Consider the following 24,105-nt stretch of genomic DNA (forward strand, 5'->3'; position numbering starts at 1 on the left):
GCTCGGCGAAGCAGTGCTGTGGCGGAGAGGACAGGATTCGAACCTGCGCGGGCTGCTCGTGCCCGGTCCGGAGCACACCCGGAACCCCCGTTGGACCTCTTCGGGTACCTCTCCCATCGTCGTACGCATGGATCCTCGCCGGGGTCGCTGAGACCCCACTGAGACGACACTGAGACGCGTGTCTTACCCGCCGTGCCCCGCGGTACCCGCCGCAGGGCAGCGGGGGTGGCCCGAACTGCCCGCAGCACAACTGTCCCGGTGCCACGGGCAGTTGACTACGGGCCCGCCGGTCATTACGACGGCAGCGCGGGGGCGAGCGAAAGGCTGGGCCGTGCGATGGAGGACGACGATCCGCGCTGTCTGCGGCCGGGCGAGGCCCCGACCCTGCTCGGCGGCCTCCCGTGGCGGCGCGCCGTGGTGCTCAGCGGGCAGGAGGGCCGGCTCGCCCGGGGCGCCGTGGTCCCCGGCTACCGGCCCCGGGTCTGGCCCGACCGGGTGGCCCGGGCGCTGCGCGAGGCCCGCCCCGGCCTCGCCTGTCTGCTGGTGCAGGCGCGGCGTGAACTCGTACTCGCCGAGGTGCGCTCCCGCCAGCTGGCCCAGGCGCTGGCCTTCCGGGCCGACCTCGCCCTGATCGCGTGCGGCGGGCCGGACGTACGGGCGCGCCGCTTCGACGTGGATGTGGTGGAGACCGAACTCAGCCGAATTCTGGCCTCGTTGAAGGAGACGGCCTGCCGCCACACCGTGGTGGTCAGCCCCTTCGACTGGTCCGTCTCCGGCCAGGTGACCCCGGCCCAGCGCGAGCGGGTGCGGTCCCGCCAGCGCCTCCTGGTGGAGCGGCTGACGATAGTGACCCTTCGTCATGGAGCCCTGCACATCGACCTGATGAAGCAGCCGGACACCGACCCCCGCACCCTGTGGGGCCCGCAGCCGGGCCGGCTGAACAGCCGGGGCCACGCGGTGGCCGCGGCGGCGGTGGTACGGACCCTGGCGGCCTGCCTGGCACCCTAGGGGCCTTCAAGGGCAGGCTCTCAGCGTCTCCGGCGGCGTCCCGCCCGGGCCCGGCAGGAGCGGTCCAGCGCCTCGTACAGATGGTCCAGATCGGCGCGGGTGAGCACGGCGGGCGGGGCCAGGCGCAGGACGTGCGGGGCCCTCGGCGCGCGACCGGTGATCACGCCGCGCCGGACCAGCTCGATCAGCAGCCCCGTGGCCGCCTTTGGGCCGGTGAACTCGATGCCGAGGAGCAGCCCCCGCCCGCGCACCTCGCGCACCTCCGGTCCGTAGTGCCCGCGCACGATCCGGCCGCCCACCCGCAGGATCTCCTCGCCCAGCACCCGGGCCCGTCCGACCAGGTTGTCCTCGCGGAGCGCGGCGAGGGCCCCGCGCGCGGCCGCCATCGCCAGCGGCGCGCCGGAGCAGGGGTACGGGTCGGGGCAGGGGGCGTGGTCGAAGGCGGCGGAGACCCCGGCCGTCGCCACCACCGCCGCCAGCGGGACCACCCCGGCGCCCAGCGCGCCGCCGACGACGAGGAGATCCGGTGCGACCTCCTCGATGCCCGCACCCCACCAGGCCCCGAGCCGCCCGAGCCCGGTCGCGGTCTCGTCCAGGGCGAGCAGCGCCCCGTACTCCCGGCACAGCGCGGCGACCGCACGCAGCCGGCCCGGCGGCGGCAGAGCCACCCCCGCCTCGTCCTGGAGGGGCTCGACGAACACACAGGCCCGCCCGGCCGCATCCGCGAGCACCCGCCGCAGGGCGGCCGCGTCGCCGTACGGGACGGTGGAGCTGTCGCCGGGTGTCAGTTCGTCGAGCAGCAGGCCGTGTCGGCTGCCGGTCAGGGAAACGAGCCGGGTCCGGCCGCGGGCTCGGGCCATCCGGGCCGCCGGCGTCAGGGCCTGGACGGCCGAACCCGTGAAGTGGACCCGCTCCAGACCGGGCGGGGCGACCGAGAGGAGCGCGTCGGCGGCGAGCGCGGACTGCGGTTCGGGGCAGTGGCCGCTCGCCACCGGCCGGTGCTCCAACTGCTCGCGGACATGGCGCAGTACGGTCGGGTGGCGCGCGCCGGTCAGCGGGATGCCGAGGCCGCCGCAGTCCAGGAACCGGCCGCCCGCGTCGGTGGTGATCCAGGCGCCCTGGGAGACCCCTTCCAGCCGGCCGCCGAGCAGTTCGCCGAGGGCGCGCCCCTCGCCCGTCCGGGAGCGGTACAGCCTGCGCAGTGCCTCGCGGCCGGTCCGCTGCCGGACCACCGCCGCCACCGTCATCTCCCGGTTCGCCCCCTCGCCCCGAGGGCCCTTCTCCCCAAGGCCCCTTTCCCCGCGAACAGGGGAAAACTGCCACCGCCCGCCGAGAGAACTCTGAGACGGTACTGAGACGGGCGTGTCAGGGAATTGGGGCGCGCGGCTGCGACGATGCTCAGGACAGGGGGGAATGTCATGAGTATCGACACCTTCGCCGTGGGCAGCGGCGACACGGGTTTCGGGGCATTACGCGCCTACGGCGACAATCCCAGCGCGATTCTGGCGATGAGTGAGGGAGAGGAGTACTTCACCGTGGCGGGCCGGAACGGAGTGATCCCTTATCGGGATACCGGCGGCCATCTGCACCAGTGCGCCGGAGTGATCGCGCCCGACGACGGCCGGGAGCCCTTGCTGCGCGCCTTCACGGAATTCGCCGCGGAACGCCGCCGCAAAGTGGTGGCGACCCGGCTGCGGCGCCCGGAAGCCGAACTCTTCCAGCGCTGCGGATTCACGGTGAACCAGGCGGGCTCGTCCTATTCCGTCTATCTTCCCGAATTCCGGCTCGGCGGCCCGCGCCTGGCCGATCTGCGGCTCGCGGTGTCGCGGGCGTGGGCGGCGGGGGTGGAGGCGGCCGAAGCGGCGTACGAGGACAGCGCGGCCGGATCCGAAGCGGCCGACGGGCGGCGGGTGTTCACCGGCCGGATCGGGGACGAGACCGTCGCGTCCCTCACCTGTCTGCCGGTCTTCGGCACCCGCCCGGGCTGGCTGCACCACACCGCCCACCGGGCGCCGGGCGCGCCGGAGGGCGCCCTGGAAGCGGTCAACCTGGAGGCCGTGCGGGTCTTCACGGCCGAACAGGCGCAGTGGCTGCACCTCGGATTCACCCCGTTCGCCGGACTCTGCGCGCAGTACGAGCTCGGGTCCGCCAGTACGGCGGCGGCGAGGCTGCTGCGGCTGGCCGCCGAACGCGGTGAGTGGCGCCGCGCGACGGCCGGGCGGCTCGCCTACCAGCGGATCTGGGATCCGCATCTGGTGCAGCCCGGCTATCTGGCGTGGCGGGGCCGGGCGGCCGCCGGGGCGCTGGGCCAGCTGCTGCGGCTGGCCAAGTCGCCCTGACGGCCACCGGGTCAGAGGGCGACGGGCTCCCTTCGCAGGATGTCCTGGAAGCGGGCGCGCAGCGCGTCCCCCGGCTCCAGGCCGAGGTTGTGCGAGAGCCGCTGCCGGGTGCGGTGGTAGGCGTCGAGCGCCTCGGCCTGGCGCCCCGACCGGTAGAGCGCGGTGATGAGCTGCTCGCAGAACCGTTCGCGCAGCGGGTACTGGGCGTGCAGCTGCTGGAGTTCGGTGATCACCTCGCGGTGCCTGCCGAGGTCGAGTCCGGCGTCGAAGAGGTGCTCGTACGCCATCAGCCGCACCTCGGTGAGCCGGGTGTAGGCGAGCCGGCTGATCATGCCCTGGCCGGTGTCGAGGAGCGCGGGACCGCGCCACAGGGCCAGGGCTTCGGTGAGCAGCCGGACCACCCGCTCCGGGGACGCCCGGCGCGCGGCGGTGGCCTGCCGCACCAGAGCGGTGAACAGCATGGCGTCGACGTCCCGTTCGGGCAGCGACAGCGCATAGCCGAAGCTGGACGTCTGGATCAGGCCGCGCAGCCCGTCGCGCCCCGTGCGGGACTCGATGATGCGGCGCAGCCGGGCGACATGGCCCTGGAGTGAGTTCTCGGCGTTGCGGGGGAGTTCCTCTCCCCACAGCTCGTCGATGAGATCGTGACGTGAGACGGGCCGGTTGGGCGAGAGGGCGAGTGCTGCCACGATCGCCCGTAACTTCTCACCGGGAATCCGGAAGGTGAGATGGCCGTCGGTGATTTCCAGAGATCCGAGCAGACGAACTTTCAACGTGCTTCCCCCGTGCTTCGTGCTGGAATCCAATGACTCCGCCGACGCCCTGAAGGGATCTTCCGGCAGCGCCGGTGGATATTGATGATCTCCGCTCCGAAGAGCGGTGATCTTACCCCGTAACGAACATGGATGAAGAGTATTTGTCGCTTCTGGCAGGGTCAACGCCATTTAAAGTCCAGTGACCCACTGTGAGGGGGCTCACGCGGGAGTGCGCCCGGCGCCCGGCGAGGCTCAGCCGACCAGCCGCAATGCGGTGTCCGACCGGCCCACGCTCACCGTCTGACCCCATGTCAACTCCAGTGCGTCCGACTCGATTCCGTCGCCGAACGCCACGAGCCGGTCCGACTCGACGGTCAACCGCAGACGCTCAGTGTGCTCAAGGACCCCTTCCACCAAGGCCGTTCCGGTCGTCGGCGAGGGCCAGGCCTCCCGTACGAACCAGATGAGCCGGGGGTCGGCCGGGCCCGGCAGTGCGAGAGCGCTGCCACGCTGCTGCCAGAGCGAGCGCAGCCAGCCCGTGGACCCGGTCCCGGTGCCCACCAGCAGGCCGGAGGAGGCCTGCGGCTCCGGGGCGGCGTCCGGGTCGTCCGGGCCCAGGCGGTAGCGGGCGGTCTGGTGGCCGGGCGGGCCCAGATAGATCTCGTTCAGGGCGAGCAGCCGCTGGGTGTCGTCCGCGACCGCCTCCACCATGGTGAGCTCGTCGGCGCGGGCCGAGGCGGCGGACACCAGCAACGTGCCCGCCTCGGAGGGGCGGTGGCGCACCAGCACGCCCGGGTTGCGGCCCGGGTCGGTGTCGATGCCGACCACGGGCTGGCCCGAGAGGTACTTGGCGGCGTTCGCGACCAGCCCGTCCTGCCCGACCACCACGACCACGTCCTCCGGGGCGAACAGGAACCGGTCCAGATCGGCGCGCTCCACCCGCGACCGGCGCCACTGGAGGGGCACGGCCGCCGCCACTTCGGCGAGCGCCCGCCGGGTGCGGTGGTGGCGTTCGGCCACCTCGTCCAGGGAACGCCCGCGCGAGGCGAGGAAGAACGCGGCCTGGCCGTGGGTGCCGTGCCGGGCGAGCAACTCCTCGTACTCCGTGGTGCGGTGGACGAGCACCGCGCGCGGCGCGAGGCTCACCGCTCCTCCCCGGCCGGGCGGGCCAGCTTGGCGAGCAGCCCGGTGAGCACGTCGGGGGAGAGGGTGAGGCTGTCGATCCGGGGCAGGTTCTCGGCCAGCCGGGCCGCGGTGAGCGCGTGGAGCGTCGCCGTGTCGGCCTCCGCGTGGACGCCCAGCCAGGCGGCCTGCGCCTGGGCACGGGCCTCGCCGGTCGCGCGGGCGGCCTCGGCCTCGGCCTGGGCGAGCCGGACCGTACGGGCGGCCTCGGCCTGCGCGCGTACGCCGTCGGCGGCCGCGTTCTCCTCGGCTTCGCGGCGGGCGTTGGTGCCGCGCTGCTCGACCAACTGCTCCTCCCTGCGGGCGAGTTCGATACGGCTGGCGAGTTCGTTCTCGGCGATCGCGCGCTCGCGCTCGACGGCCACGGCCCGGCGCTCGTAGGTGGCCCGGTCGGCCTCCTGCTGGATCTGCTCGCGCGCGGGGGTGCGCAGCGCCCGCTCCACCTCCGGCTCGGGGCGGATGGCGACCACCCGGACCGCCACCACCTCGATACCGGTGGCGGGCAGCCGGGGCTCGGCCGCGAGCCCGTCGGAGATCCTCTCCCGCACCGAGGCCACGCCGTCGACGAGGGCCGCCGCGAGCGGGGTGCGGGCGAGCACGTCGAGCGCGTGCTGCTGGGCGGTCTCGGTGAGCAGCGTGGACAGCTGCTCCAGCGGGGTGCCGCGCCAGGCGCCGCTGTCCGGGTCGATCGAGAAGTCGAGCCGGGCGGCGGCGACGGCCGGGTCGCTGATCCGGTAGGTGACGGTGGCCTGCACGGTGACGTCCTGGAAGTCGGAGGTCCGGGCGTGGAAGGCCATCGCCAACTCGCGGTCGTCGACCGGCACTTCGGAGAGCGCGGCGGCCAGCGGCCGGAACCAGAAGCTGAGCCCGGGCCCGTCGTGGGCGAGCCGGCCGCGCTTGTGGTGGCGGATGTGGGCGGTGGGGGCGGAGCGCAGATGGCGCCAGCCCAGGCGGCGGTCGATATCGGCCATGGTGGGGGACCTCCCTGTTTTCGTCACCACGACGATATGGGGTCCCCTGGATATCGTCAAGGTGACGAGAGCGGTCTTCGCCGCGCATGGTTTTACCTGTCCGGTATCCGCGCAGCCGTTGACATGTACCGGCCGCGTCATGAATCTTGATGCTCGAAACTCCACTGTTCCAAGCATGAATGCGCAAGCACTGCCCCCCTGTTGTTCGAAAGCGGCTTCGGCAGCAGCTCGGAAGAGGCTCGGAAGCGGCTCGGTACGAACGGAGAACACTCCTTGCGGAATCTTCGACACCGCCGGGGGAGAGTGGCCGCCGCCGTGCTCGCGGCGGCCGCGCTCACCCTCACCGCGCTCACGGTCCCGGCCGCCACGGCGGCCGACGCCACCCCGCCCTCCGGCACCCTCGACGGTGCCACCAAGAGCGTCACCTGGCAGAGCCCGGTCTACCCCAAGGGCACGGTCGGCTCGCCCGACAAGTGCGGCACCCCCGCCGAGGACCCGGCCAACGCCGTCTGCGCCCGCTTCGACCTGACGGTGAACCCGCCGTCCGGCGAGTGGGACGACAACCCCGAGGGCGGCGTCCCCGTCTCCATCCAGTGGGAGAGGCCCACCGACGACTTCGACCTCTACATCTACGACTCGGCGGGCAAGAAGGTCGCCGAGAGCGCCGGGACCGCCGACCCCGAGGCGACGGTCATCCCCAAGGCCTCGGGCACGTACCACGTGGTCGTCGTCCCGTACGACGTGCACGACAACTCCTTCACGGGCAAGGCCTATCTGCCCGAGGCGAGCGACGCCGGGAACCTGACCGGCTTCGGCGGCGGACACGGTACGTACGAGATCGCGGCGGGCGCGCTCAAGGCCCGCGCCGAGTTCTTCGAGGACGACACCCTGCGGCTTCAGGCGTCCCCCGACGGCGTCCTCGCGGACCCGCCCGGCAGCCGCATGATCCAGCAGCAGCCGAAGCCGCGCCGGGCCACCAGTACCTTCGACGCGGGCGCCTACTACGGGATCCGCGCCAAGGACACCGTCCTGCGCGTCTACAAGAAGCCCCTGCGGTTCGGGCTCTACAAGGCCGACAACCGCACCGCGATCTGGCAGGAGGCCGACCCGCTGCGCTGGACCACCGGCGGGCTGCGCCAGAGCCTGGTGCGCGGCGCCACCGAGCAGTTCTTCGGCGGCGGCGAGCAGAACGGCAGCTTCTCGCACCGCGACCAGGTGAGGAACGTCGGCAACAACACCAACTGGAACGAGGGCGGCTACAACAACTCCCAGCCGTTCTACGTCTCCTCGGCCGGCTACGGAGTCTTCCGCAACACCTTCGCGCCCGGCGTCTACGACTTCGGCCCCCGGGTCCGCACCGGCCAGCAGGAACGGCGCCTGGACGCCTACTACTTCACCGGTGATGTGAAGTCCGTGATCGGCAAGTACACCTCCCTGGTGGGCAAGCCGTTCATGCCGCCGGTGTACGGGCTCGAACCCGGCGACTCCGACTGCTATCTGCACAACGCCAACCGGGGCGAGCGGCACACCCTGGACGCGCTCAAGGTCGCCGACGGGTACACGCAGAACCAGATGCCGCTCGGCTGGATGCTCGTCAACGACGGCTACGGCTGCGGCTACGAGAACCTCGCCGAGACCGGCCAGGGCCTCAACGCGCACAACGCCCAGCTGGGCCTGTGGACCCAGGACGGCCTCGACAAGCTGGCCGAGCAGGTCAAGGCGGGCCAGCGGGTCGCCAAGCTCGACGTCGCCTGGGTCGGCAACGGCTACGGCTTCGCCCTGAACGCCTGCGACCAGGCGAAGTCCGGCATCGAGGACAACAGCGACGCCCGCGGCTTCGTCTGGCTGCCGGTCTCCTGGGCGGGCGCCCAGCGCTGCGGCGTCCTGTGGAGCGGCGACCAGAAGCTGAGCTGGGACTACATCCGCTGGCAGATCCCCACCTACGCGGGCGCCACCCTCTCCGGCATCGCGTACAACACCGGTGACGTCGGCAGCATCTACGCGCACGACCCGAAGATGTACGCCCGCGACCTCCAGTGGAAGGCGTTCCTGCCCGCCATCATGACCATGGACGGCTGGTCCAGCGACCTCACCACGCACAAGCCGCACGACCAGCAGCCGTGGCTGGACGGCGAGCCCTACACCTCCATCAACCGCAAGTACCTCCAGCTGAAGGAGCGGCTCATCCCGTACATGTACGGGCTCTCCAAGGAGGCGACGAAGACCGGCGTCGGCGCGGTCCGGCCGCTCTCCCTGGAGTACCCGGACGACCCGGAAACGCTCGGCCCGAACGCCAAGTACGAGTTCCTGGCGGGCCCGGACTTCCTGGTCGCCCCGGTCTACAGCGACACGGACGTACGCGACGGCATCTATCTGCCCAAGGGCACCTGGACGGACTACTGGACCGGCAGGACCTACCAGGGCCCGACCACCGTCAACGGCTACAAGGCCCCGCTCGACACGCTTCCCCTGTTCGTCAAGGGCGGCTCCATCGTGCCGATGTGGCCCAAGGGCACCCTGTCCTGGCAGACCCGGGACAAGGGCGAGCTGGACTACGACATCTATCCGCAGGCGGGGAAGTCCTCGTACACGCTGTACGAGGACGACGGCGTGACCCGGCAGTTCGCGCAGGGCTCCTCGGCCACGCAGAAGGTCCAGGTGCGCTCGGCGGGCGGCGCCTCGGTCATCGAGGTCGGTCCCAGCGTGGGCAGCTACGCGGGCAAGCCCTCGGCGCGCGCGTACCGCTTCACGGTGCACACCGAGTCCGCGCCCGGCGCCGTCACCGCGGGCGGCGGACGGCTGCACCGCTACGGCTCCGCGCAGGAGCTGGCGGCGGCGGGGTCGGGCTGGTTCCACGACGCCAGGACGGGTGTGACGGAGGTGAAGACCGCCTCGGTCCCGACCGCGCACGGCTTCACGGTCACGCTCGGCTGACCCGACGGGCAGCAGGGGGCCGCACCGGACATCCCGGTGCGGCCCTTCGCCGTCAGTGGGCCGCCGGGTGGGTGCGCGCGTAGTGGCGGCGGGCGCGGTCGCGGTTGCCGCAGTCGCCGGAGCTGCACCAGCGGCGGGTGCTCCCGCGCGTACGGTCCAGGAAGAACCAGCCGCAGCCGGGTCCCGCGCAGCGCCGCACCCGCGAGGCGCCGGGTCCGGCGAGCAACTCCTCGGCGCGCAGGGCGAGGGCGTGGCGCAGATCCGCCAGGTTCCGGGCGTCCGCCTCCCACCGCAGTGGCAGCCCGGGCGGCAGCGCGGCCGCTTCGCGGGCCTCCAGCAGCGCCAAGCGCAGTCTCCCCCAGGCGGGAGCGGGCGGCGGCTGCCCGTCGGTGACGGCGTCCAGGACGGCTTCGAGCGCGCCACGAAGTGCGAGCAGTCCGGCCAACGCGCCTTCCCCGGAAGGGAGTTCACCCTCCGGTGCGGCCGGGAAGACCTTCGCCGCGACGGCCCAGCGCAGCCAGCCCGGCGCGTCGGTCACGCGGTCGACGCGGCGGTCCGCGTCCGTGCGCCAGGCCACGGTGTTGACGAAGTCGAGCACCGGATGGCCGCCGATGAAGGAGGGCTGTTTCTCGCTCACCGGCCCATCGTAGGCATGGAGCAGAAAAACTAACGAGCTAAATGCCTCATGATTGTTAGTGTGCCCGCATGGACACTCAACTGCCGGACCGGGGCGGCGCGCTGCCCCGCGACCGCTTCCACGCGGGACTCAGGGCCGGAGCCGGGCTCGCCGCGGGCGCCTTCCTGATGGCCATCAGCTTCGGGGCGATCAGCCAGGCGCAGGGCTGGGGTTCCCTCGCCCCGGTGGTCTGCTCGCTGGTCGTCTTCTCCGGCTCGGCGCAGTTCGCGCTGGCCGGGACGCTGGGCGCGGGCGGCGGAGTCGTGGCGGCCGTCGTCGCGGCGGCCCTGGTCAATGTGCGGTATGTGCCGATGGGCATAGCCGTGGCCCGGGATCTGCGGGGCGGCCCGCTGCGCCGGGCGGTGGAGGGGCAGGCCGTGGTCGACGGCTCCTGGGCGGCCGCGCATCTCGGCGGCGGACGCTTCGACCGGGCGTTCCTGTTCGGTGCGACCGCCGTCCAGTGGCCCGCCTGGGTGGCGGGCACCGCGCTGGGCGTCGTCGTGGCCCCGGACCCCGGACTCATGCACACGCTCGGCCTCGATGTGCTGACGCCCGGGCTGTTCCTGATCCTGCTCTTCGACGAGGTGCGCCGCGAGCGCGCGGGCCGACTGCCCGCCGCCCTCGGCGGGGCCGTCGCCGGGGCACTGCTCCTGATCCTGCCGACCGGCCCGGCCCTGATCGGCGCGGCGGCCGCGGCGCTGCTCGCCCTGCGCACCACCCGGGAGGCCGTGCGATGACCGTCTGGACAGCGGTCGGCGCCGTCGCGGTGCTCGGATTCGCGCTCAAGGGAATCGGACCCGCCCTGCTCGGCGGGCGTGAACTTCCGCCGCGCACCCGCTCGATGCTCGCCCAGCTGGCGCCCGCGCTGCTCGCCGGGTTCGTGGTCGTGGCGGTCGCGGGCCGGGACTGGGCGGCCGTCGACGGCACGGTCCTCGGGGGCCTCGCCGTCGCCCTGGTCCTGCGGCTGGGCCGGGCCCCGCTACTGGTGGCCATGCTGGGCGCGGTGCTGGCGACGGCCCTGCTGAGGGTGCTGACGGGATAGGCGTCCGACGTAGCGCCGAACAGGAGTGTTAGACCGGCACGTGGGTCGGTTCCGGGGCGCGCGGGGCCGGGACCTGCGGGGGCTCCGCGCCGGTCAGCATGAGGACGCCGCGGGCGGCGACCACCGCCGCCACCGCCGCCGTGAGCCAGCCGAGCGGCCCGCCGTGGAACCGCTCGCCGAGCAGTGCCACGCCGATCACGGAGGCGGCCGCCGGGTTGGCGAGGTTCACCACGGCGAGCGGCGCCGCGAGCCCGCCCCGGAACGCGGCCTGCGAGAGCAGCAGCCCGCCCACCGCGAACGCCGCCACGAGCACGGCCAGCAGGGTCGTCTGCCACCAGGCCATCGGCCCGCCCGGCAGTTCCCGGGCGAGCGAGGCGGTGACGGTCTGGGTGAGCGCGGAGGCCACGCCCGAGGCGACACCGGACGCGGTGGCGTGGCCGCGGCCGACGCGGCCCGAGCCCGAACCGGCCCGGGAGGCGGCCGCGATCAGGAGCGCGGTGACCGCCGCGACGGCGAGCCCCTCGCGCAGACTCAACGCGTCACCGGGCGTCGCGGGCCCGGTCAGCGCGATCAGGCCGGTCAGCCCGGCCAGCGTCCAGGCGGCGCCGCGCCATTCGCGCCGGGTGACCCGGCGGTGCTGGTAGTACGCGCCGATCGGCAGCGCCGCGACCAGGGTGAGCGCGCCCAGCGGCTGGACCAGGGTGAGGGGGCCGTAGTGGAGCGCGGCGACGTGCATCAGCGCGCCCGCCGCGTTGAGCCCGACGGCCCACCACCACTGCGGCCGGGCGAGCAGGGCGGCGAGTCCGCCGCCCCCGTTCGCGGTGGCCAGCCGGGACTGGGCGACGGCGGCCAGGGCGTAGCCGGCGGCCGAGGCGAGTGAGAGCAGGACGGCGAGGACGGCGGACTCGTTCATCGCAGCGCCTCCGCGAGCCGGGAAGCGTCAGCGGACGTGGGAGCGCCCGTGCGCCCGGAGGTCAGGGCAGATTCCGGGGCACGGACGGGTTCGGGGGCCACGGCGGGCCGTGGCGTGGGGTTCGGCCGCAGGTGTACGGCGACCGTGCGGCCACCGCGTACCGGCTGCGGACGCGGCACCAGGTACAGGGCGGCGCCGAGCAGCGCGGTCGCGACGAGCGCGTCCAGCCAGTAGTGGTTGGCGGTGCCGACGATCACGAACAGGGTGAGCACCGGGTGCAGCAGCCAGAGCCGGCGCAGGCGGCCCCGGGTCGCCGCGATCAGGCCGATCGCCACCATCAGCGCCCACCCGAAGTGCAGCGACGGCATCGCCGCGAACTGGTTGGCCATGGTGTCCGTGTCCGGCGTCGCCGCGTACACCGACGGCCCGTACACCTGCGCGGTGTCGACGAGTCCGGCGCTCGCCAGCATCCGGGGCGGCGCCAGCGGCAGCAGGATGTGCAGGGCGAGCGCGGCCGTGGTCACCAGCGCCAGCACCCGGCGGGACCAGAGGTAGTGGGCGGGCCTGCGGACGTACAGCCAGACCAGGAAGGCGACCGTCGCGGGGAAGTGGACGGTGGCGTAGAACGCGTTGGCGACGCGGATCAGGTCGTCGTTGTGGAGCAGGAGGCTCTGCACCGCGCCCTCGCCGGGCAGATGGAGCGCGCGCTCCCAGTCCCAGACGCGGTCGGCGTTGTGGAAGGCGCGCGTCTCGTGGCCGTTCGCCAGCTGCCGGCCGAACTTGTACACGACGAAGAGCGCGGTCACGAGCAGCAGCTCGCGCACCAGGGGCGGCCGGGAGGTACCCGTCGTCTCCGGTCCGGTGGGACGCCGGGTCCCTGGACGTATACCGGCAGCCATTCTCCGGCCCCTCTGAGCAAGAAATCGAGCGGAAATCAAAAATCGGACAAGCAAACGTAGGAAGGCTAGATCGGATTTCATCGAGACGCAAACGTCTCGATACGTTTGCGTCTCGGTTGAGCGGGGCCTACTCTCGTATGTGCAGAAGCACTGCCCCACGCACCGGAGGGACGCGATGTCCACGCAGGCCGCGACGGCCGCAGCACGCCGCAGCAAGATCAGCCCCGAGCGGGAGCTGGAGCTGTACGAGGCAGTGCTCGACCTGCTGCGCGAGGGCGGGTACGACTCCGTGACCATGGAGGGCGTCGCCGCGCGCACCAAGTGCGGCAAGGCCACGCTCTACCGCCAGTGGAAGTCCAAGCCGGTCCTGGTCACGGCGGCGCTCGGGGCGAGCCGCTGCTCGTTCTTCACCGGGATCGACACGGGCACGCTGGCGGGCGACCTACGGGAGGCGGCCCGCGCCGCGTCGCGCCGCAAGGGCCGCGACACCGAGCTGATGGAGGCCGTCGGGCAGGCCTATGTGATGCACCCCGACCTGCGCGAGGCGCTGCGCGAGACCGTCCTGAACCCGGAGATCGCCGCGCTCGACGCGATGCTGCGGCGCGGGGCCGAGCGGGGGGAGGTGGACGCGGACAACCGGGCGATCGCCTTCGTCGCCCCCGCGTTCATGGGCGTCCTACGAGTGGAACGCCTCTTCGAGGACCGCTTCGCGGAGACGGAGACCCTGCCGGAGTTCCTGGAAGCGGTGATCCTTCCGGCGCTGGGTCTGAACTGAGGGCACGTCAGAGGCCCCTCGGAGCCTGTCTTTGAACCTCAGCCGAACGGCCGCGCTCACACCGCGAGCACCACGACGCCCGCGTCGGCGAACCGCGCCACCGTCTCCTCGGAGACGCTCGCGTCCGTCACGAGCGTCCCCACCTGATCCGTCGCGCAGATCCGGGCGAAAGTCCGCCGCCCCAGCTTCGTCGCATCCGCCGCCACGACGACCCGCTCCGCCCGCTCGCACAGCAGGCGGTTGATCCCCGCCTCGTCCTCGTCGTGCGCCGTCGCCCCGTGCGCGACATCGAACGCGCCGACGCCGAGCACGGCCACGTCCATGGTGATCTGGTTCAGTACGCCCCCGGCCAGCGGCCCGGTGAGCTCGTACGACTGGGGCCGGGCGACCCCGCCGGTCACCACGATCTTGAACTGGGGCCGCACCGCCAGCTCGTTGGCGATGTTCAGCGCATTGGTCACGATCGTCAACGCCGGTGACCCCGAGGCGAGTTCGGGCCGTACCGCGAGGGCCCGAGCCACCTCGGTGGTCGTGGTGCCGCCGGTGAGCCCCACCGCCTCGCCGGGCGCGATGAGATCCGCCACGGCCTTCGCGATGCGCTGCTTCTCCGAGGCCTGCCGCGCCGTCTTGTAGCGCAGCGGCAGCTCGTACGAGACGCCGTGGACGACGGCGCCCCCTCGGGTGCGCACCAGCATCTGCTGCTCGGCGAGCTGGTCGAAGTCGCGGCGGATGGTCGCGGCCGACACGCCGAGCGCCGTCGCCGCCTCCTCGACGTCGAGGCGGCCCTGCTCCACGAGCAGTTCAAGGAGTGCCTGCCAGCGGGCGTCGCGCGACATCCGGATCCTCTTCTCTCCCGTGCTCTCTCGCACATCTCGCCGTCGTCACCGTCGGTGATGACTTTAACCCACCCCGAGATGCTTGATTGTGCTCGAAAGCTCGCTATATTTTGCACAAACATGCATCCAGTCCATGTAGCAGTCCATGGATCCAGTCCTGGATTCAGAGTGACCAGAGTGAGTGGGAGCCCGGCATGAGCCATGTCGAGAACGAACTCAGCAGCCAGCCCGAGTGCTGGAAGCGCGCCGCCGAGCTGGCGGTGCACCACAAGGACGCCCTTCCCGCGCCGGGCGAGCGGGTCGCGATCGTCGGCTGCGGCACCTCGCTGTTCATGGCGCAGGCCGTCGCCGCCCTGCGCGAGGGCGCGGGCCAGGGCGAGACCGACGCCTTCGCCGCGTCCGAGTACCCGGCCGGCCGCGCCTACGACCGGGTCGTCGCCCTCACCCGCTCCGGCACCACCACCGAGGTCCTCGAACTCCTCGCGAAGGTGCGCGGCGGCGCCCGTACCACCGCGATCACCGCCGACCCGGAGACCCCGGTGATGCGGGCCGCCGACGACATCGTGGTCCTGGAGTTCGCGGACGAGGAGTCGGTCGTCCAGACCCGCTTCGCCACCACCGCGCTCACCCTGCTCCGCGCCCACCTCGGCCTCCACACCGAGCAGGCCGTCGCCGACGCGCGCACCGCGCTGGCCGAGCCGCTGCCCGAAGGGCTCGTCGGGCGGACCCAGTTCACGTTCCTGGGGCGCGGCTGGACCGTCGGGCTCGCCCAGGAGGCCGCGCTGAAGATGCGCGAGGCGTCGCTGTCCTGGACCGAGGCGTACCCCGCCATGGAGTACCGCCACGGCCCGATCAGCATCTCCACCCACACCACGGCCACCTGGATGTTCGGCGAGGCCCCGGACGGCCTCGCCGAACAGGTGCGGGCCACCGGCGCCCAGTGGGTGGCCGGGCACCTCGACCCGCTGGCCGAGCTCGTACGGGCGCAGCGGCTCGCGGTCGCCGTCGCGGCCGCCCGGGGCCTCGACCCGGACCGCCCGCGCCACCTCACCCGCTCGGTGATCCTCGACGGCTCCTGACCCGAGCCCGACGCATCCGGCAGAGCCCGACGTACGGAAGAGAAAGAGGACAGGGGAAGCACGATGCCACTCGCCCAGACCGGGGCCCTGGTCACCGAAGCCGCCGCCAAGCGCAGCGCCGTCGCCGCCTTCAACATCATCACGCTCGAACACGCCGAGGCCGTCATCGCCGGCGCCGAGGCCGCGCACTCGCCGGTCGTCCTGCAGATCAGCGAGAACGCGGTGAAGTTCCGCTACGGCCGGGTGCTGCCGCTCGCCCGCGCCGCCGTCGCGGCCGCCGAGGCCGCCGCCGTACCCGTGGCGCTCCACCTCGACCACGTCAAGCGCGACGACCTGCTGCGCCAGGCGGCCGACGCCGGATTCAGCTCGGTGATGTACGACGGCGGCCATCTGCCGTACGACCAGAACCTCGCCGCGACGCGTGCCGCCGCTGATTGGGCGCACACCCAGGGCCTGTGGATCGAGGCCGAGCTGGGTGAGGTCGGCGGCAAGAACGGGCAGCCGCCGCTGGACGCGCACGCGCCCGGCGCCCGGACCGACCCCGAGGAGGCGCGCTCCTTCGTCGCCGAGTCGGGGGTCGACGCGCTCGCCGTCGCCATCGGCAACACGCACGCCATGACCACCCGTACGGCCGCGCTCGACCACGGTCTGCTCGCCCGCCTCGACTCGGCGCTGCACGTCCCGCTGGTGCTGCACGGCTCCTCGGGCGTCCCCGACGACGAGCTGGCGGCGGCGGTCGCGGGCGGAATGTCCAAGATCAATATCGGTACGGCGCTGAACATCGCCATGACCGACGCGATCCGCGCGTATCTCGCCGCCCATCCGGAGGCGGTGGACGCCCGCAGCTATCTGACGGTCGGGCGACAGGCGATGGTGCAGGCGGTCACCCGGCTCATCGGGGTGCTGAGAGCCTGACGCGCGCGCCGCGCGCCGCGCGCCGCGGGGGGCGGGGGGCGGCGGTGCCGACGGGCGGTCCGGGCCGCCGAAGGCCCGCCGCCGAGGCCCCCGCGCCCCCGGCCGGATCCGCAAGGCGAGCCTGCCGTATCTGCTCCTGCTCCCGGCCCTCGCCCTCGAACTCCTCGTCCACCTGGTGCCGATGGTCATCGGCACCGTGATGAGCTTCAAGACGCTCACCCAGTTCTTCATCCGCGACTGGTCCACCGCGCCCTGGGCCGGATTCGACAACTACCGGATCTCCGTCGACTTCTCCGCACCCGTCGGCAGGGACCTGCTCGACTCCTTCGTCACCACCTGCCTGTTCACCGTGGCCTCGGTGGCGCTGTGCTGGCTGCTCGGCACGGCGGCGGCGATCTTCATGCAGGAGAGCTTCCCCGGCCGGGGCCTGCTGCGCGCCCTCTTCCTCGTCCCGTACGCCCTGCCGGTCTACGCGGCCGTCATCACCTGGGCGTTCATGTTCCAGCGCGACAACGGGCTGGTCAACCACGTCCTGCACGACCAGCTGGGACTCGGCGGCGACCGCGCCTTCTGGCTGATCGGCGACAACAGCTTCTACGCGCTGCTCACCGTCTCGGTCTGGAAGGGCTGGCCGTTCGCGTTCCTCATCGTGACGGCCGGGCTGCAGAACATCCCCAAGGAGCTGTACGAGGCCGCGGCCATCGACGGCGCCGGGATGTGGCAGCGGATCCGCCGGATCACCCTGCCCTCGCTCCGCCCGGTCAACCAGGTCCTCGTCCTGGTCCTGTTCCTGTGGACGTTCAACGACTTCAACACGCCGTACGTGCTGTTCGGACGCTCGGCACCGAAGGCCGCGGACCTGATCTCGATCCACATCTACCAGTCGTCGTTCGTCACCTGGAACTTCGGCACCGGCGCCGCGATGTCGGTCCTGCTGCTGCTCTTCCTGCTCGTGGTGACGGCCCTCTATCTGCTCCTGACCTCAACGGGAAGGAAGTCCACCGATGGCCGGCGCTAGCCCCACCGCTCTGCCCCGCTCCTTCGTCCTGGCCCGCCGCGTCTTCCTCACCCTGCTCACCGCCTTCGTCCTGCTGCCGGTGTACGTGATGGCCAGCAGCTCCCTGAAGCCGCTGCAGGACGTGTCGGGGCGGTTCCGCTGGCTGCCCAGCGGGCTGACCGTCCGCCCCTACCTCGACATCTGGAAGACCGTCCCGCTCGCCGAGTACTTCATGAACTCCCTGATCGTGGCGGGCTCGGCGACCGTCCTGTCCGTCGTGGTGGCGATCCTCGCGGCGTACGCGGTGAGCCGTTACCGCTTCCGGGGCAGGCGCGTGTTCACCGTGACCGTGCTGTCCACGCAGATGTTCCCGGGCATCCTCTTCCTGCTGCCGCTGTTCCTGATCTTCGTCAACGTCGGCAACACCACCGGAGTCGCCCTCTACGGTTCGCGCGGCGGGCTCATCCTCACCTATCTCACCTTCTCGCTGCCCTTCTCCATCTGGATGCTCATCGGCTACCTCGACTCGGTCCCGCGCGACCTCGACGAGGCGGCGATGGTGGACGGCTGCGGGCCGCTGGGCGCGCTGCTGCGGGTGGTGGTCCCGGCGGCGGTCCCCGGCATCGTGGCGGTCGCGGTGTACGCGTTCATGACGGCGTGGGGCGAGGTCCTGTTCGCCTCCGTGATGACGAACGACAGCACCCGCACCCTCTCCGTGGGCCTGCAGGGCTACGCCACCCAGAACGACGTGTACTGGAACCAGGTCATGGCCGCCTCGCTGGTCGTCAGTGTGCCGGTGGTCGCCGGGTTCCTGCTGCTCCAGCGCTATCTCGTGGCCGGGCTGACCGCCGGCGCAGTGAAGTGACGAGCCGTCAGCCACCCTTTCCCGAAAGGACATCCGTGACCGAGCCCATCGACCTCGCCGCCCTCCCGAAGGACTTCGCCTGGGGCGTGGCCACCTCCGCGTACCAGATCGAGGGGGCCGTGGCCGAGGACGGCCGAGCCCCCTCGATCTGGGACACCTTCGCGCACACCCCCGGGAAGGTCGACGGCGGCCACCACGGCGACATCGCCTGCGACCACTACCACCGCTGGCGCGAGGACATCGCGCTGATGAAGGAGCTCGGCGTCACCTCGTACCGCTTCTCGCTCGCCTGGCCGCGCATCCTGCCGGGCGGCGACGGGCCGGTCAACCGGGCCGGGCTCGACTTCTACTCCCGCCTCGTCGACGCCCTCCTGGAGGCCGGGATCACCCCCAACGCCACGCTCTACCACTGGGACCTGCCCCAGGCCCTCCAGGACCGGGGCGGCTGGCCCGCGCGGGACACCGCCGAGCACTTCGCCGCGTACGCGGCCGTCGCGGCCGGGGCGCTCGGCGACCGCGTCCCGCTGTGGGCCACCCTCAACGAGCCGCTGTGCTCGTCCTGGATCGGCCACCTCGAAGGGCGGATGGCACCCGGCCTCACCGACATCACGGCCGCCGTCCGCGCCTCCTACCACCTGCTGCTCGGCCACGGCCTGGCCACCCGGGCGCTGCGTGCCGCCGCCCCCGGCGCCCAGGTCGGCATCGTCAACAACCTCTCGACCGTCGAGCCCGCCTCCGGGGCGGAGGCCGACCTCGCCGCCGCCCGCCGGGTGGACGGGCACACCAACCGCTGGTGGCTGGACCCGGTGCACGGCCGAGGCTTCCCCGCCGACATGAGGGAGGTGTACGGGGTCGACCTGCCCGAGCGCCCCGGCGACCTGGACGCCATCGCCGAGCCGCTCGACTGGCTGGGCCTCAACTACTACTTCGGAGTGCGCGTCGCCGACGACCCGCACGGCCCGTACCCCTTCGCCCGCCAGGTCCCGCGCGCCCGGCTGCCGCGCACCGGCATGGACTGGGAGATCGACGCGAGCGGCATCGAGACCCTGCTGATGCGGCTGACCGAGGACTACGGGGCCCGCCGCATCCACGTCACTGAGAACGGCTCGGCCTACCCCGACGCCGTACGGCCCGACGGCACCGTCCACGACCCCGAGCGCGTGCGGTACCTGCGCGAACACCTGGCGGCCTGTGCCCGCGCCGCCCGCAGGGGCGCCCCGCTCGCCGGGTACTACGCCTGGTCGCTCCTGGACAACTTCGAGTGGGCGTACGGCTACGACAAGAGGTTCGGCCTGGTGCACGTCGACTACGCGACCCAGAAGCGCACGGTCAAGGGCAGCGGACGCCACTACGCCGAGATCATCGCGGGCCACCGCCGCCGCGTCCCGCGCGCGGCCTGAGAGCCTGTCTTTGAACCCCCGTTGTCCGCCCGCACGCCGATCGCACGCACCGGGCGCCGCTGCGCAGGCGGGGGTTCAAAGACAGACTCTGACCCGTCAGATCCGCCCGGAGTCCCGCAGATGGGCGGTCAGCCGGTCGAGGAAGACCCGCTGCCCCGCCACCAGCCTGACCGACGCCTCTGCGGGCGCGAGCCAGGCGAAGCGGTCCATCTCGGGGAACTCCTGCTGCACGCCGGAGCCCCGGGGCCACTCCATGGTGAAGGTGCCGGGCACGACGCGGTCGAGGTCGAGGTCGGCCTCGACCGCCCAGACCGTCACCACCTTCCCGTTGGCCTGCCGTGCCTCGCCGAGCGGCACCCGGTCGCCCTCGGGGGCGGGCAGACCCAGCTCCTCCTCGAACTCGCGCAGGGCCGCCGCCTGCGGCAGCTCCTCGGGGCCGTACTCGCCCTTGGGGATCGACCAGGCGGCGTCCTCCCGGCCGGCCCAGAACGGACCGCCCATGTGCCCGATCAGCACTTCGACGCCGGTCGGTGCGGACCGGTGGAGGAGGAGCCCCGCGCTGCGTTTCACGGCCATGGCGACCAGTGTGCTGGCTGATCAGACCCTCGGCGAGGGGGCGCGCGGCGGGCCGGCCCGTGGGCACGAGCCGGGCGCCCCCGCCGCCCGCCGCCTACGGCTGGTACACGTACGGCGTGGTCGTGCTCAGCCGGGCGAAGCCCAGGCGGCGCAGGATCGGCTCGCTCCGGTCGGAGGCGTCGACCTGGAGGAAGCGGTAGCCGCGCTCGGCGGCGACGCGGGCGCGGTAGGAGACCAGCGCCCGGTAGATGCCCCTGCCGCGCCAGGCCTCGGCGGTGCCGCCGCCCCACAGCCCGGCGAACTCGGTACCGGGGATCAGCTCCATCCGGGCCGCGCACACCGGCACCCCGTCCGCCACCGCCATCACCGCGACCAGGGTGTCGGGGGCCTCGGCGAGCTGGAGCTCCATGCGCCGGGCGATCCTGGAGGCGTCGTCGCCGAACGCCTGCTCGTGGACGGCCGCCATCAGCGCGACCCCGGCCGTGTCGGTCACCGGCACCAGCTCGACGCCGTCGGGGAGTTCCGTCGTGCCCAGCTGGTCCTTGGTCTCCGCCACCATCAGGGCCTCGGCGGGCTCGGCCGTGAACCCGGCCGCGCGCAGCCGCCCGCCGAGGTCGCCCGGGGTGTCGTGCGCGTACAGCTTCCACTCGAACTCGCGCCCCAGCGTCGTGAAGTGCCGCACCTGCTCGGCGATCTCGCGGTCGGCGCACGCCTCGTCGAGGCCGGACCAGAGGATCCCGTTCCAGGCGGGATCGGGTCCTGTCTGGCGCACGACCCGGCCCGCGCGTTCGACCCGGGCGGCGGGGCCGTCGGGCGGCGAGGTCTCGCGCATCTGCCGGTCGAACAGGGCCAGCACTTCGTCGTTGTCCATGCGCCCACTCCAGCATCGGCGGGCGGCTGGGACAAACGAGTTTCGGACCGCTGCGGAAGGAGTGGGTCCGTCTACAACTTCTGCGGTAGTCCGTGCACCGCAACTGGTTGACGCCGCGCGTCTGACCTGCATCTAAGCTGCGGGAATGCGGATCCGCCCCGTTGCCGCCGATGTGTTCATCGCGCTGGCACAGACGTGTGTCGCCGTGCTGTTGGGACGGGAGGCGTCCAGCCAGGGGCAGCCCCCGCTCGACCTGGCCGGATATGTGCTCGCCGTGGTCATCAACATGGCGTGCGCGTTCCGCTCCAAGGCGCCGGTGGGGGTCTGCCTCTTCGTCGTCGCGACGTGGACGCTCTATGTCGCCCTGGGAAACTGGCCGGTCGTCGGCAGCTACGGCGGGATGATCGCGTGCTACACGGTGGCCGCCACCCGTCCCGCCCGCACCTCCGGGATCTGCGCCGCGCTCCTCGGCGCCGTCTGGCTGTTCGCGGGATTGCGCGTCGGCAGCAACTCCATGCCGTCCGTGGCCGTCCAGGCCCTCGCCGTACCCGCCGTGATCTGGCGGTTCGGGCGCGTGGCGCGCCGCTCCACCAAGCTCGCCGACCAGCTCGCCAAGGAGCAGGAGGCCCGGGCCCGGCGCGAGGTGGCCGAGGAACGCGGCCGCATCGCACGGGAGTTGCACGACATCATCGCCCACCACATGTCGGTGATATCCGTCCAGTCGGGTCTGGCCCGGTTCGTCTTCGAATCCGATCCGCCCACCGCACGCGGGGCGTTGGGCACCATCTCGGCCACGAGCCAGGAGGCGCTGGAGGAGCTGCGGCGTATGCTGCACGTCCTGCGCGCCGAGGATCTGGACGGCGAGCCGTCGGCCCCGATGCCGGGCCTCGCGCGCCTGTCGGAGATGGTGGAGCGGCTGCGGGCCGGCGGTCTGCCGGTCGAGCTGAGGGTGCTGGGGGAGGCCCGGAAGCTCGCGCCCGGTGTCGATCTGTGCGCGTACCGGGTGGCACAGGAGGCGCTCACCAATGTCCTGAAACACGCGCCCGGCGCGCGGACGGCCGTGGAAGTCTGTTACCGGCGGAACCATGTCTCGCTCGCCGTCGTGAACGAGAGTACGGGAGTGAATCCGGTCAGAAACCGATCGGGTGGCGGACACGGGTTGATCGGCATGCGGGAACGGGCCAAGCTCTACGGCGGCACGATCAGTACCGGCCCGAGGAGCGAGGGAGGCTTCGAGGTCCGGCTGCTCCTGCCGACCTCGGCCCAGCCGACCGCCTGACCGGGACCGTATGACACAGGGGGAAGACGCGCTGCGATGACCAGGGCACTCGTGGTCGACGACCAGTTCCTCGTACGGGCCGGTCTGGTCGCGCTGCTGCGGGCGGCGGGCATCGACGTCGTCGGCGAGGCGAGCGACGGCGAGGAGGCCGTCGCCCAGGCGGCGCGGACGCGCCCCGATGTGATCCTCATGGACATCCGGATGCCCGGGATGAACGGGATCGCCGCCACCGAGCGGATCCTCGCGGACGCCGAGGACCCGGCGCCGCGCGTCCTGATCCTCACCACGTTCGACCTCGACGAGTACGTGTACTCCGCGCTGCGGGCCGGTGCCTCGGGGTTCCTGCTCAAGGACTCGGGGCCGGAGCGGCTGCTCACCGCGGTCGCGGCGGTCGGCGGCGGCGACACCCTCTTCGCGCCGAGCGTCACCCGGCGCCTGGTGGAGGCCTTCGCGCGGCCCGCCGAGTGCTCCCCGCACCTGTCCTCGGACCTGGAGGCGCTCACCGCCCGCGAGACCGAGGTCCTCAAACTCACCGCGCGCGGACTGTCGAACCTGGAGATCTCCGATCACCTCTTCATCAGCGAGGCGACGGTCAAGACCCATCTGAACCGGGCCATGAGCAAACTGGACCTGGCCAGCCGGGCCCAGGCGGTGGTGCTGGCGTATGAGTCGGGGCTGGTCACCCCCGGCCAGGGGGCACGGTAGCGCCGCCGGGCGTCAACTGAAGTCGGAGGCCGAGCTGTTGTAGCGGAGGAGGTATGCGGCGAAGCGGTCGAGGTCGGCCTCTTCCCAGTCCGCGAGGCGCTCGTGGAAGGCGTGCCTGCGCAGCACCGCCGCCTCGGCGAGCTTCTCGGTGCCGGCCGCGGTCAGATGCAGCAGCTGGATGCGGTGGTCGGCCGGGTCGGTGCGGCGCTCGATGAACCCCAGCTTCTCCAGGGCCGAGATCTGCCGACTGATCGTCGACTTGTCGAGCATGTAGTACGCGGCGAGGTCGGTCGCCCGGCACCCCTGCTGGTCCTCCATATGGGACAGCAGGGTGAAGGAGACCAGCGACAGCTCCGGGTGCATCCGGGCGGCGGCGGCCCGGGCGCGGCGGGCGAACGCGGTCAGCTCCCGCTGGATGGTGGTGACCGACTGGTCTCGGCTGGGCACGGCTGGTCCTCTCACTGGCTAGTTGTACAATACAACGCCAATGGGGGCGGCGCTCCCGCGCCACTCGGGGCCGCGCCGGGATCCGTGGCGGGCGCCCGCGCTCACTCCTCCCCGTCCACGGTGTCGAGCGCCTGTGTCAGCCAGCGGATCCAGAACGTTTCCAGCTCGATGCCGCCGCGCAGCACGAGATGGCGCAGCCGGTCCTGCTCGCTGTCCCGCTCCGGCGGGAAGTCCCGCTGCTCGATGCCCGTGTACAGCTCCAACTGCCGCTCGTGCAGAGCGAGATGGCGGTGCAGCTCGGCGGTGAGCCCCTCCGTGCCGACCACCGCCGCCGCCCGCACCCGCAGCAGCAGCGGGTCCCGCATCGCACGCGGGTCCTGCCCTGCGGCGGCCCACGCGGCGAGCTCCGCGCGGCCGGCGGGCAGGACCTCGTACTCCTTCTTCTGGCCGCGCGCCGGGGTCTGGGCCGGCAGCGCGCGGATGGCCCCGGACTGCTCCAGCTTGCCCAGCTCGCGGTAGATCTGCTGGTGCGTCGCGGACCAGAAGAAGCCGAACGACTTGTCGAACCGGCGGGTCAGCTCAAGCCCCGACGAGGGCTTTTCGAGCAGAGCGGTCAGGATCGCGTGCGGGAGGGACATGAG

At 72.5% G+C, this 24,105-nt stretch carries 25 protein-coding genes and 1 tRNA gene; 13 read left to right on the forward strand and 13 right to left on the reverse strand.

Translation table 11 applies throughout. The features are described 5' to 3' along the window. Positions 1-19: 19 nt before the first annotated feature. A tRNA-OTHER gene (locus tag A8W25_RS34180) sits at positions 20-114 on the reverse strand. A gap of 144 nt (positions 115-258) precedes the next feature. Between A8W25_RS34180 and A8W25_RS28730 the strand changes: the two genes are divergently transcribed. Then, the gene (locus A8W25_RS28730) at positions 259-1,008 is read left to right on the forward strand and encodes a GDSL-type esterase/lipase family protein (RefSeq protein ID WP_158942762.1); all 750 of its coding nucleotides are present in this window, start codon (positions 259-261) and stop codon (positions 1,006-1,008) included. Between the two features lie 20 nt (positions 1,009-1,028). Here A8W25_RS28730 and A8W25_RS28735 read toward each other — a convergent pair whose 3' ends face one another. Then, positions 1,029-2,255 carry an aminotransferase class III-fold pyridoxal phosphate-dependent enzyme gene (locus tag A8W25_RS28735; RefSeq protein ID WP_067166768.1) on the reverse strand — a complete coding sequence of 409 codons (1,227 nt, stop codon included), beginning with the start codon at positions 2,253-2,255 and terminating at the stop codon, positions 1,029-1,031. Between the two features lie 171 nt (positions 2,256-2,426). Here A8W25_RS28735 and A8W25_RS28740 point away from each other — a divergent pair, with 171 nt between their 5' ends. Continuing rightward, positions 2,427-3,347: a phosphatidylglycerol lysyltransferase domain-containing protein gene (locus A8W25_RS28740; RefSeq protein WP_067166769.1), complete on the forward strand. Its 921-nt coding sequence runs from the start codon at positions 2,427-2,429 to the stop codon at positions 3,345-3,347. Positions 3,348-3,358: 11 nt separating this feature from the next. Here the strand turns inward: A8W25_RS28740 and A8W25_RS28745 are convergent, their stop codons facing one another. The 3 genes from A8W25_RS28745 to A8W25_RS28755 form a co-directional block, all read right to left on the reverse strand. After that, a complete protein-coding gene (locus tag A8W25_RS28745) occupies positions 3,359-4,153 on the reverse strand; it encodes an AfsR/SARP family transcriptional regulator (protein ID WP_324616353.1) in 795 nt (264 codons plus the stop codon). A gap of 201 nt (positions 4,154-4,354) precedes the next feature. Next, a complete protein-coding gene (locus tag A8W25_RS28750) occupies positions 4,355-5,248 on the reverse strand; it encodes a hypothetical protein (protein ID WP_067166774.1) in 894 nt (297 codons plus the stop codon). Next, on the reverse strand, positions 5,245-6,255 hold the full coding sequence (locus A8W25_RS28755) for an SPFH domain-containing protein (RefSeq protein WP_067166776.1): 1,011 nt from the start codon (positions 6,253-6,255) through the stop codon (positions 5,245-5,247). Before A8W25_RS28755 ends, A8W25_RS28750 begins: the two co-directional genes overlap by 4 nt. A gap of 273 nt (positions 6,256-6,528) precedes the next feature. Between A8W25_RS28755 and A8W25_RS28760 the strand changes: the two genes are divergently transcribed. After that, positions 6,529-9,189: a TIM-barrel domain-containing protein gene (locus A8W25_RS28760; RefSeq protein ID WP_234386606.1), complete on the forward strand. Its 2,661-nt coding sequence runs from the start codon at positions 6,529-6,531 to the stop codon at positions 9,187-9,189. A 52-nt stretch (positions 9,190-9,241) separates the two neighbouring features. On the opposite strand, the gene A8W25_RS35275 is transcribed toward A8W25_RS28760, so the two are convergent. Continuing rightward, on the reverse strand, positions 9,242-9,826 hold the full coding sequence (locus A8W25_RS35275; RefSeq protein WP_067166781.1) for a CGNR zinc finger domain-containing protein: 585 nt from the start codon (positions 9,824-9,826) through the stop codon (positions 9,242-9,244). 68 nt (positions 9,827-9,894) lie between these two features. Between A8W25_RS35275 and A8W25_RS28770 the strand changes: the two genes are divergently transcribed. Together A8W25_RS28770 and A8W25_RS28775 are read left to right on the forward strand one after the other, a co-directional pair. Beyond that, on the forward strand, positions 9,895-10,602 hold the full coding sequence (locus tag A8W25_RS28770; protein ID WP_067166784.1) for an AzlC family ABC transporter permease: 708 nt from the start codon (positions 9,895-9,897) through the stop codon (positions 10,600-10,602). Next, positions 10,599-10,907: an AzlD domain-containing protein gene (locus tag A8W25_RS28775; RefSeq protein ID WP_067166786.1), complete on the forward strand. Its 309-nt coding sequence runs from the start codon at positions 10,599-10,601 to the stop codon at positions 10,905-10,907. Before A8W25_RS28770 ends, A8W25_RS28775 begins: the two co-directional genes overlap by 4 nt. A 28-nt stretch (positions 10,908-10,935) precedes the next feature. On the opposite strand, the gene A8W25_RS28780 is transcribed toward A8W25_RS28775, so the two are convergent. Together A8W25_RS28780 and A8W25_RS28785 are read right to left on the reverse strand one after the other, a co-directional pair. Then, positions 10,936-11,820, reverse strand: coding sequence for a DMT family transporter (locus tag A8W25_RS28780; protein ID WP_199831851.1), 885 nt, complete (start codon positions 11,818-11,820; stop codon positions 10,936-10,938). Next, a complete protein-coding gene (locus tag A8W25_RS28785) occupies positions 11,817-12,719 on the reverse strand; it encodes a phosphatase PAP2 family protein (protein WP_067166789.1) in 903 nt (300 codons plus the stop codon). The genes A8W25_RS28780 and A8W25_RS28785 overlap by 4 nt, the downstream gene beginning before the upstream one ends. A gap of 175 nt (positions 12,720-12,894) precedes the next feature. On the opposite strand from A8W25_RS28785, the gene A8W25_RS28790 reads away from it, so the two are divergent. After that, positions 12,895-13,494, forward strand: a complete 600-nt coding sequence (locus tag A8W25_RS28790) for a TetR/AcrR family transcriptional regulator (protein ID WP_067166791.1) — start codon at positions 12,895-12,897, stop codon at positions 13,492-13,494. Positions 13,495-13,550: 56 nt separating this feature from the next. Here the strand turns inward: A8W25_RS28790 and A8W25_RS28795 are convergent, their stop codons facing one another. Beyond that, a complete protein-coding gene (locus tag A8W25_RS28795; protein WP_067166794.1) occupies positions 13,551-14,330 on the reverse strand; it encodes a DeoR/GlpR family DNA-binding transcription regulator in 780 nt (259 codons plus the stop codon). Positions 14,331-14,524: 194 nt separating this feature from the next. Here A8W25_RS28795 and A8W25_RS28800 point away from each other — a divergent pair, with 194 nt between their 5' ends. The 5 genes from A8W25_RS28800 to A8W25_RS28820 all read left to right on the forward strand — a co-directional run bounded on the left by A8W25_RS28800 (position 14,525) and on the right by A8W25_RS28820 (position 19,586). Then, positions 14,525-15,409, forward strand: coding sequence for an SIS domain-containing protein (locus tag A8W25_RS28800; protein ID WP_067166797.1), 885 nt, complete (start codon positions 14,525-14,527; stop codon positions 15,407-15,409). Positions 15,410-15,472: 63 nt separating this feature from the next. Next, on the forward strand, positions 15,473-16,324 hold the full coding sequence (locus A8W25_RS28805) for a class II fructose-bisphosphate aldolase (protein ID WP_067166800.1): 852 nt from the start codon (positions 15,473-15,475) through the stop codon (positions 16,322-16,324). A gap of 181 nt (positions 16,325-16,505) precedes the next feature. Beyond that, positions 16,506-17,342, forward strand: coding sequence for a carbohydrate ABC transporter permease (locus A8W25_RS28810; RefSeq protein ID WP_420708533.1), 837 nt, complete (start codon positions 16,506-16,508; stop codon positions 17,340-17,342). Continuing rightward, entirely contained in the window at positions 17,329-18,186 is an 858-nt protein-coding gene (locus A8W25_RS28815; protein WP_067166801.1) for a carbohydrate ABC transporter permease, read from the forward strand. The genes A8W25_RS28810 and A8W25_RS28815 overlap by 14 nt, the downstream gene beginning before the upstream one ends. Positions 18,187-18,221: 35 nt before the next feature. Beyond that, entirely contained in the window at positions 18,222-19,586 is a 1,365-nt protein-coding gene (locus tag A8W25_RS28820) for a GH1 family beta-glucosidase (RefSeq protein WP_067166804.1), read from the forward strand. A 96-nt stretch (positions 19,587-19,682) separates the two neighbouring features. Here A8W25_RS28820 and A8W25_RS28825 read toward each other — a convergent pair whose 3' ends face one another. Both A8W25_RS28825 and A8W25_RS34185 read right to left on the reverse strand, forming a co-directional pair. Continuing rightward, positions 19,683-20,162: an NUDIX domain-containing protein gene (locus A8W25_RS28825; RefSeq protein ID WP_067166806.1), complete on the reverse strand. Its 480-nt coding sequence runs from the start codon at positions 20,160-20,162 to the stop codon at positions 19,683-19,685. Positions 20,163-20,256: 94 nt separating this feature from the next. Then, the gene (locus A8W25_RS34185) at positions 20,257-21,033 is read right to left on the reverse strand and encodes a GNAT family N-acetyltransferase (RefSeq protein WP_067166809.1); all 777 of its coding nucleotides are present in this window, start codon (positions 21,031-21,033) and stop codon (positions 20,257-20,259) included. 145 nt (positions 21,034-21,178) lie between these two features. Here A8W25_RS34185 and A8W25_RS28835 point away from each other — a divergent pair, with 145 nt between their 5' ends. Next, the gene (locus A8W25_RS28835) at positions 21,179-22,312 is read left to right on the forward strand and encodes a sensor histidine kinase (RefSeq protein WP_067166812.1); all 1,134 of its coding nucleotides are present in this window, start codon (positions 21,179-21,181) and stop codon (positions 22,310-22,312) included. A 36-nt stretch (positions 22,313-22,348) separates the two neighbouring features. Beyond that, positions 22,349-23,017, forward strand: a complete 669-nt coding sequence (locus A8W25_RS28840; protein WP_067166815.1) for a response regulator — start codon at positions 22,349-22,351, stop codon at positions 23,015-23,017. 12 nt (positions 23,018-23,029) lie between these two features. Here A8W25_RS28840 and A8W25_RS28845 read toward each other — a convergent pair whose 3' ends face one another. Both A8W25_RS28845 and A8W25_RS28850 read right to left on the reverse strand, forming a co-directional pair. Beyond that, positions 23,030-23,464, reverse strand: coding sequence for a MarR family winged helix-turn-helix transcriptional regulator (locus tag A8W25_RS28845; RefSeq protein WP_067166818.1), 435 nt, complete (start codon positions 23,462-23,464; stop codon positions 23,030-23,032). 101 nt (positions 23,465-23,565) lie between these two features. Continuing rightward, entirely contained in the window at positions 23,566-24,102 is a 537-nt protein-coding gene (locus tag A8W25_RS28850; protein WP_067166820.1) for a PadR family transcriptional regulator, read from the reverse strand. Positions 24,103-24,105: the final 3 nt, after the last annotated feature.

Origin of the sequence: Streptomyces sp. ERV7 (genome assembly GCF_001653515.1) — a bacterium.
Lineage (GTDB): Bacteria > Actinomycetota > Actinomycetes > Streptomycetales > Streptomycetaceae > Streptomyces.

Bases quoted from the DNA above. Each gene is read 5' to 3' on its own strand.
- A8W25_RS28735 (WP_067166768.1), bottom strand. From the start codon at position 2,255: ATGACGGTGGCGGCGGTGGTCCGGCAGCGGACCGGCCGCGAGGCACTG.
- A8W25_RS28740 (WP_067166769.1), top strand. From the start codon at position 2,427: ATGAGTATCGACACCTTCGCCGTGGGCAGCGGCGACACGGGTTTCGGG.
- A8W25_RS28755 (WP_067166776.1), bottom strand. From the start codon at position 6,255: ATGGCCGATATCGACCGCCGCCTGGGCTGGCGCCATCTGCGCTCCGCC.
- A8W25_RS28770 (WP_067166784.1), top strand. From the start codon at position 9,895: ATGGACACTCAACTGCCGGACCGGGGCGGCGCGCTGCCCCGCGACCGC.
- A8W25_RS28775 (WP_067166786.1), top strand. From the start codon at position 10,599: ATGACCGTCTGGACAGCGGTCGGCGCCGTCGCGGTGCTCGGATTCGCG.
- A8W25_RS28780 (WP_199831851.1), bottom strand. From the start codon at position 11,820: ATGAACGAGTCCGCCGTCCTCGCCGTCCTGCTCTCACTCGCCTCGGCC.
- A8W25_RS28785 (WP_067166789.1), bottom strand. From the start codon at position 12,719: ATGGCTGCCGGTATACGTCCAGGGACCCGGCGTCCCACCGGACCGGAG.
- A8W25_RS28790 (WP_067166791.1), top strand. From the start codon at position 12,895: ATGTCCACGCAGGCCGCGACGGCCGCAGCACGCCGCAGCAAGATCAGC.
- A8W25_RS28795 (WP_067166794.1), bottom strand. From the start codon at position 14,330: ATGTCGCGCGACGCCCGCTGGCAGGCACTCCTTGAACTGCTCGTGGAG.
- A8W25_RS28800 (WP_067166797.1), top strand. From the start codon at position 14,525: ATGAGCCATGTCGAGAACGAACTCAGCAGCCAGCCCGAGTGCTGGAAG.
- A8W25_RS28805 (WP_067166800.1), top strand. From the start codon at position 15,473: ATGCCACTCGCCCAGACCGGGGCCCTGGTCACCGAAGCCGCCGCCAAG.
- A8W25_RS28810 (WP_420708533.1), top strand. From the start codon at position 16,506: ATGGTCATCGGCACCGTGATGAGCTTCAAGACGCTCACCCAGTTCTTC.
- A8W25_RS28815 (WP_067166801.1), top strand. From the start codon at position 17,329: ATGGCCGGCGCTAGCCCCACCGCTCTGCCCCGCTCCTTCGTCCTGGCC.
- A8W25_RS28825 (WP_067166806.1), bottom strand. From the start codon at position 20,162: ATGGCCGTGAAACGCAGCGCGGGGCTCCTCCTCCACCGGTCCGCACCG.
- A8W25_RS34185 (WP_067166809.1), bottom strand. From the start codon at position 21,033: ATGGACAACGACGAAGTGCTGGCCCTGTTCGACCGGCAGATGCGCGAG.
- A8W25_RS28835 (WP_067166812.1), top strand. From the start codon at position 21,179: ATGCGGATCCGCCCCGTTGCCGCCGATGTGTTCATCGCGCTGGCACAG.
- A8W25_RS28840 (WP_067166815.1), top strand. From the start codon at position 22,349: ATGACCAGGGCACTCGTGGTCGACGACCAGTTCCTCGTACGGGCCGGT.
- A8W25_RS28850 (WP_067166820.1), bottom strand. From the start codon at position 24,102: ATGTCCCTCCCGCACGCGATCCTGACCGCTCTGCTCGAAAAGCCCTCG.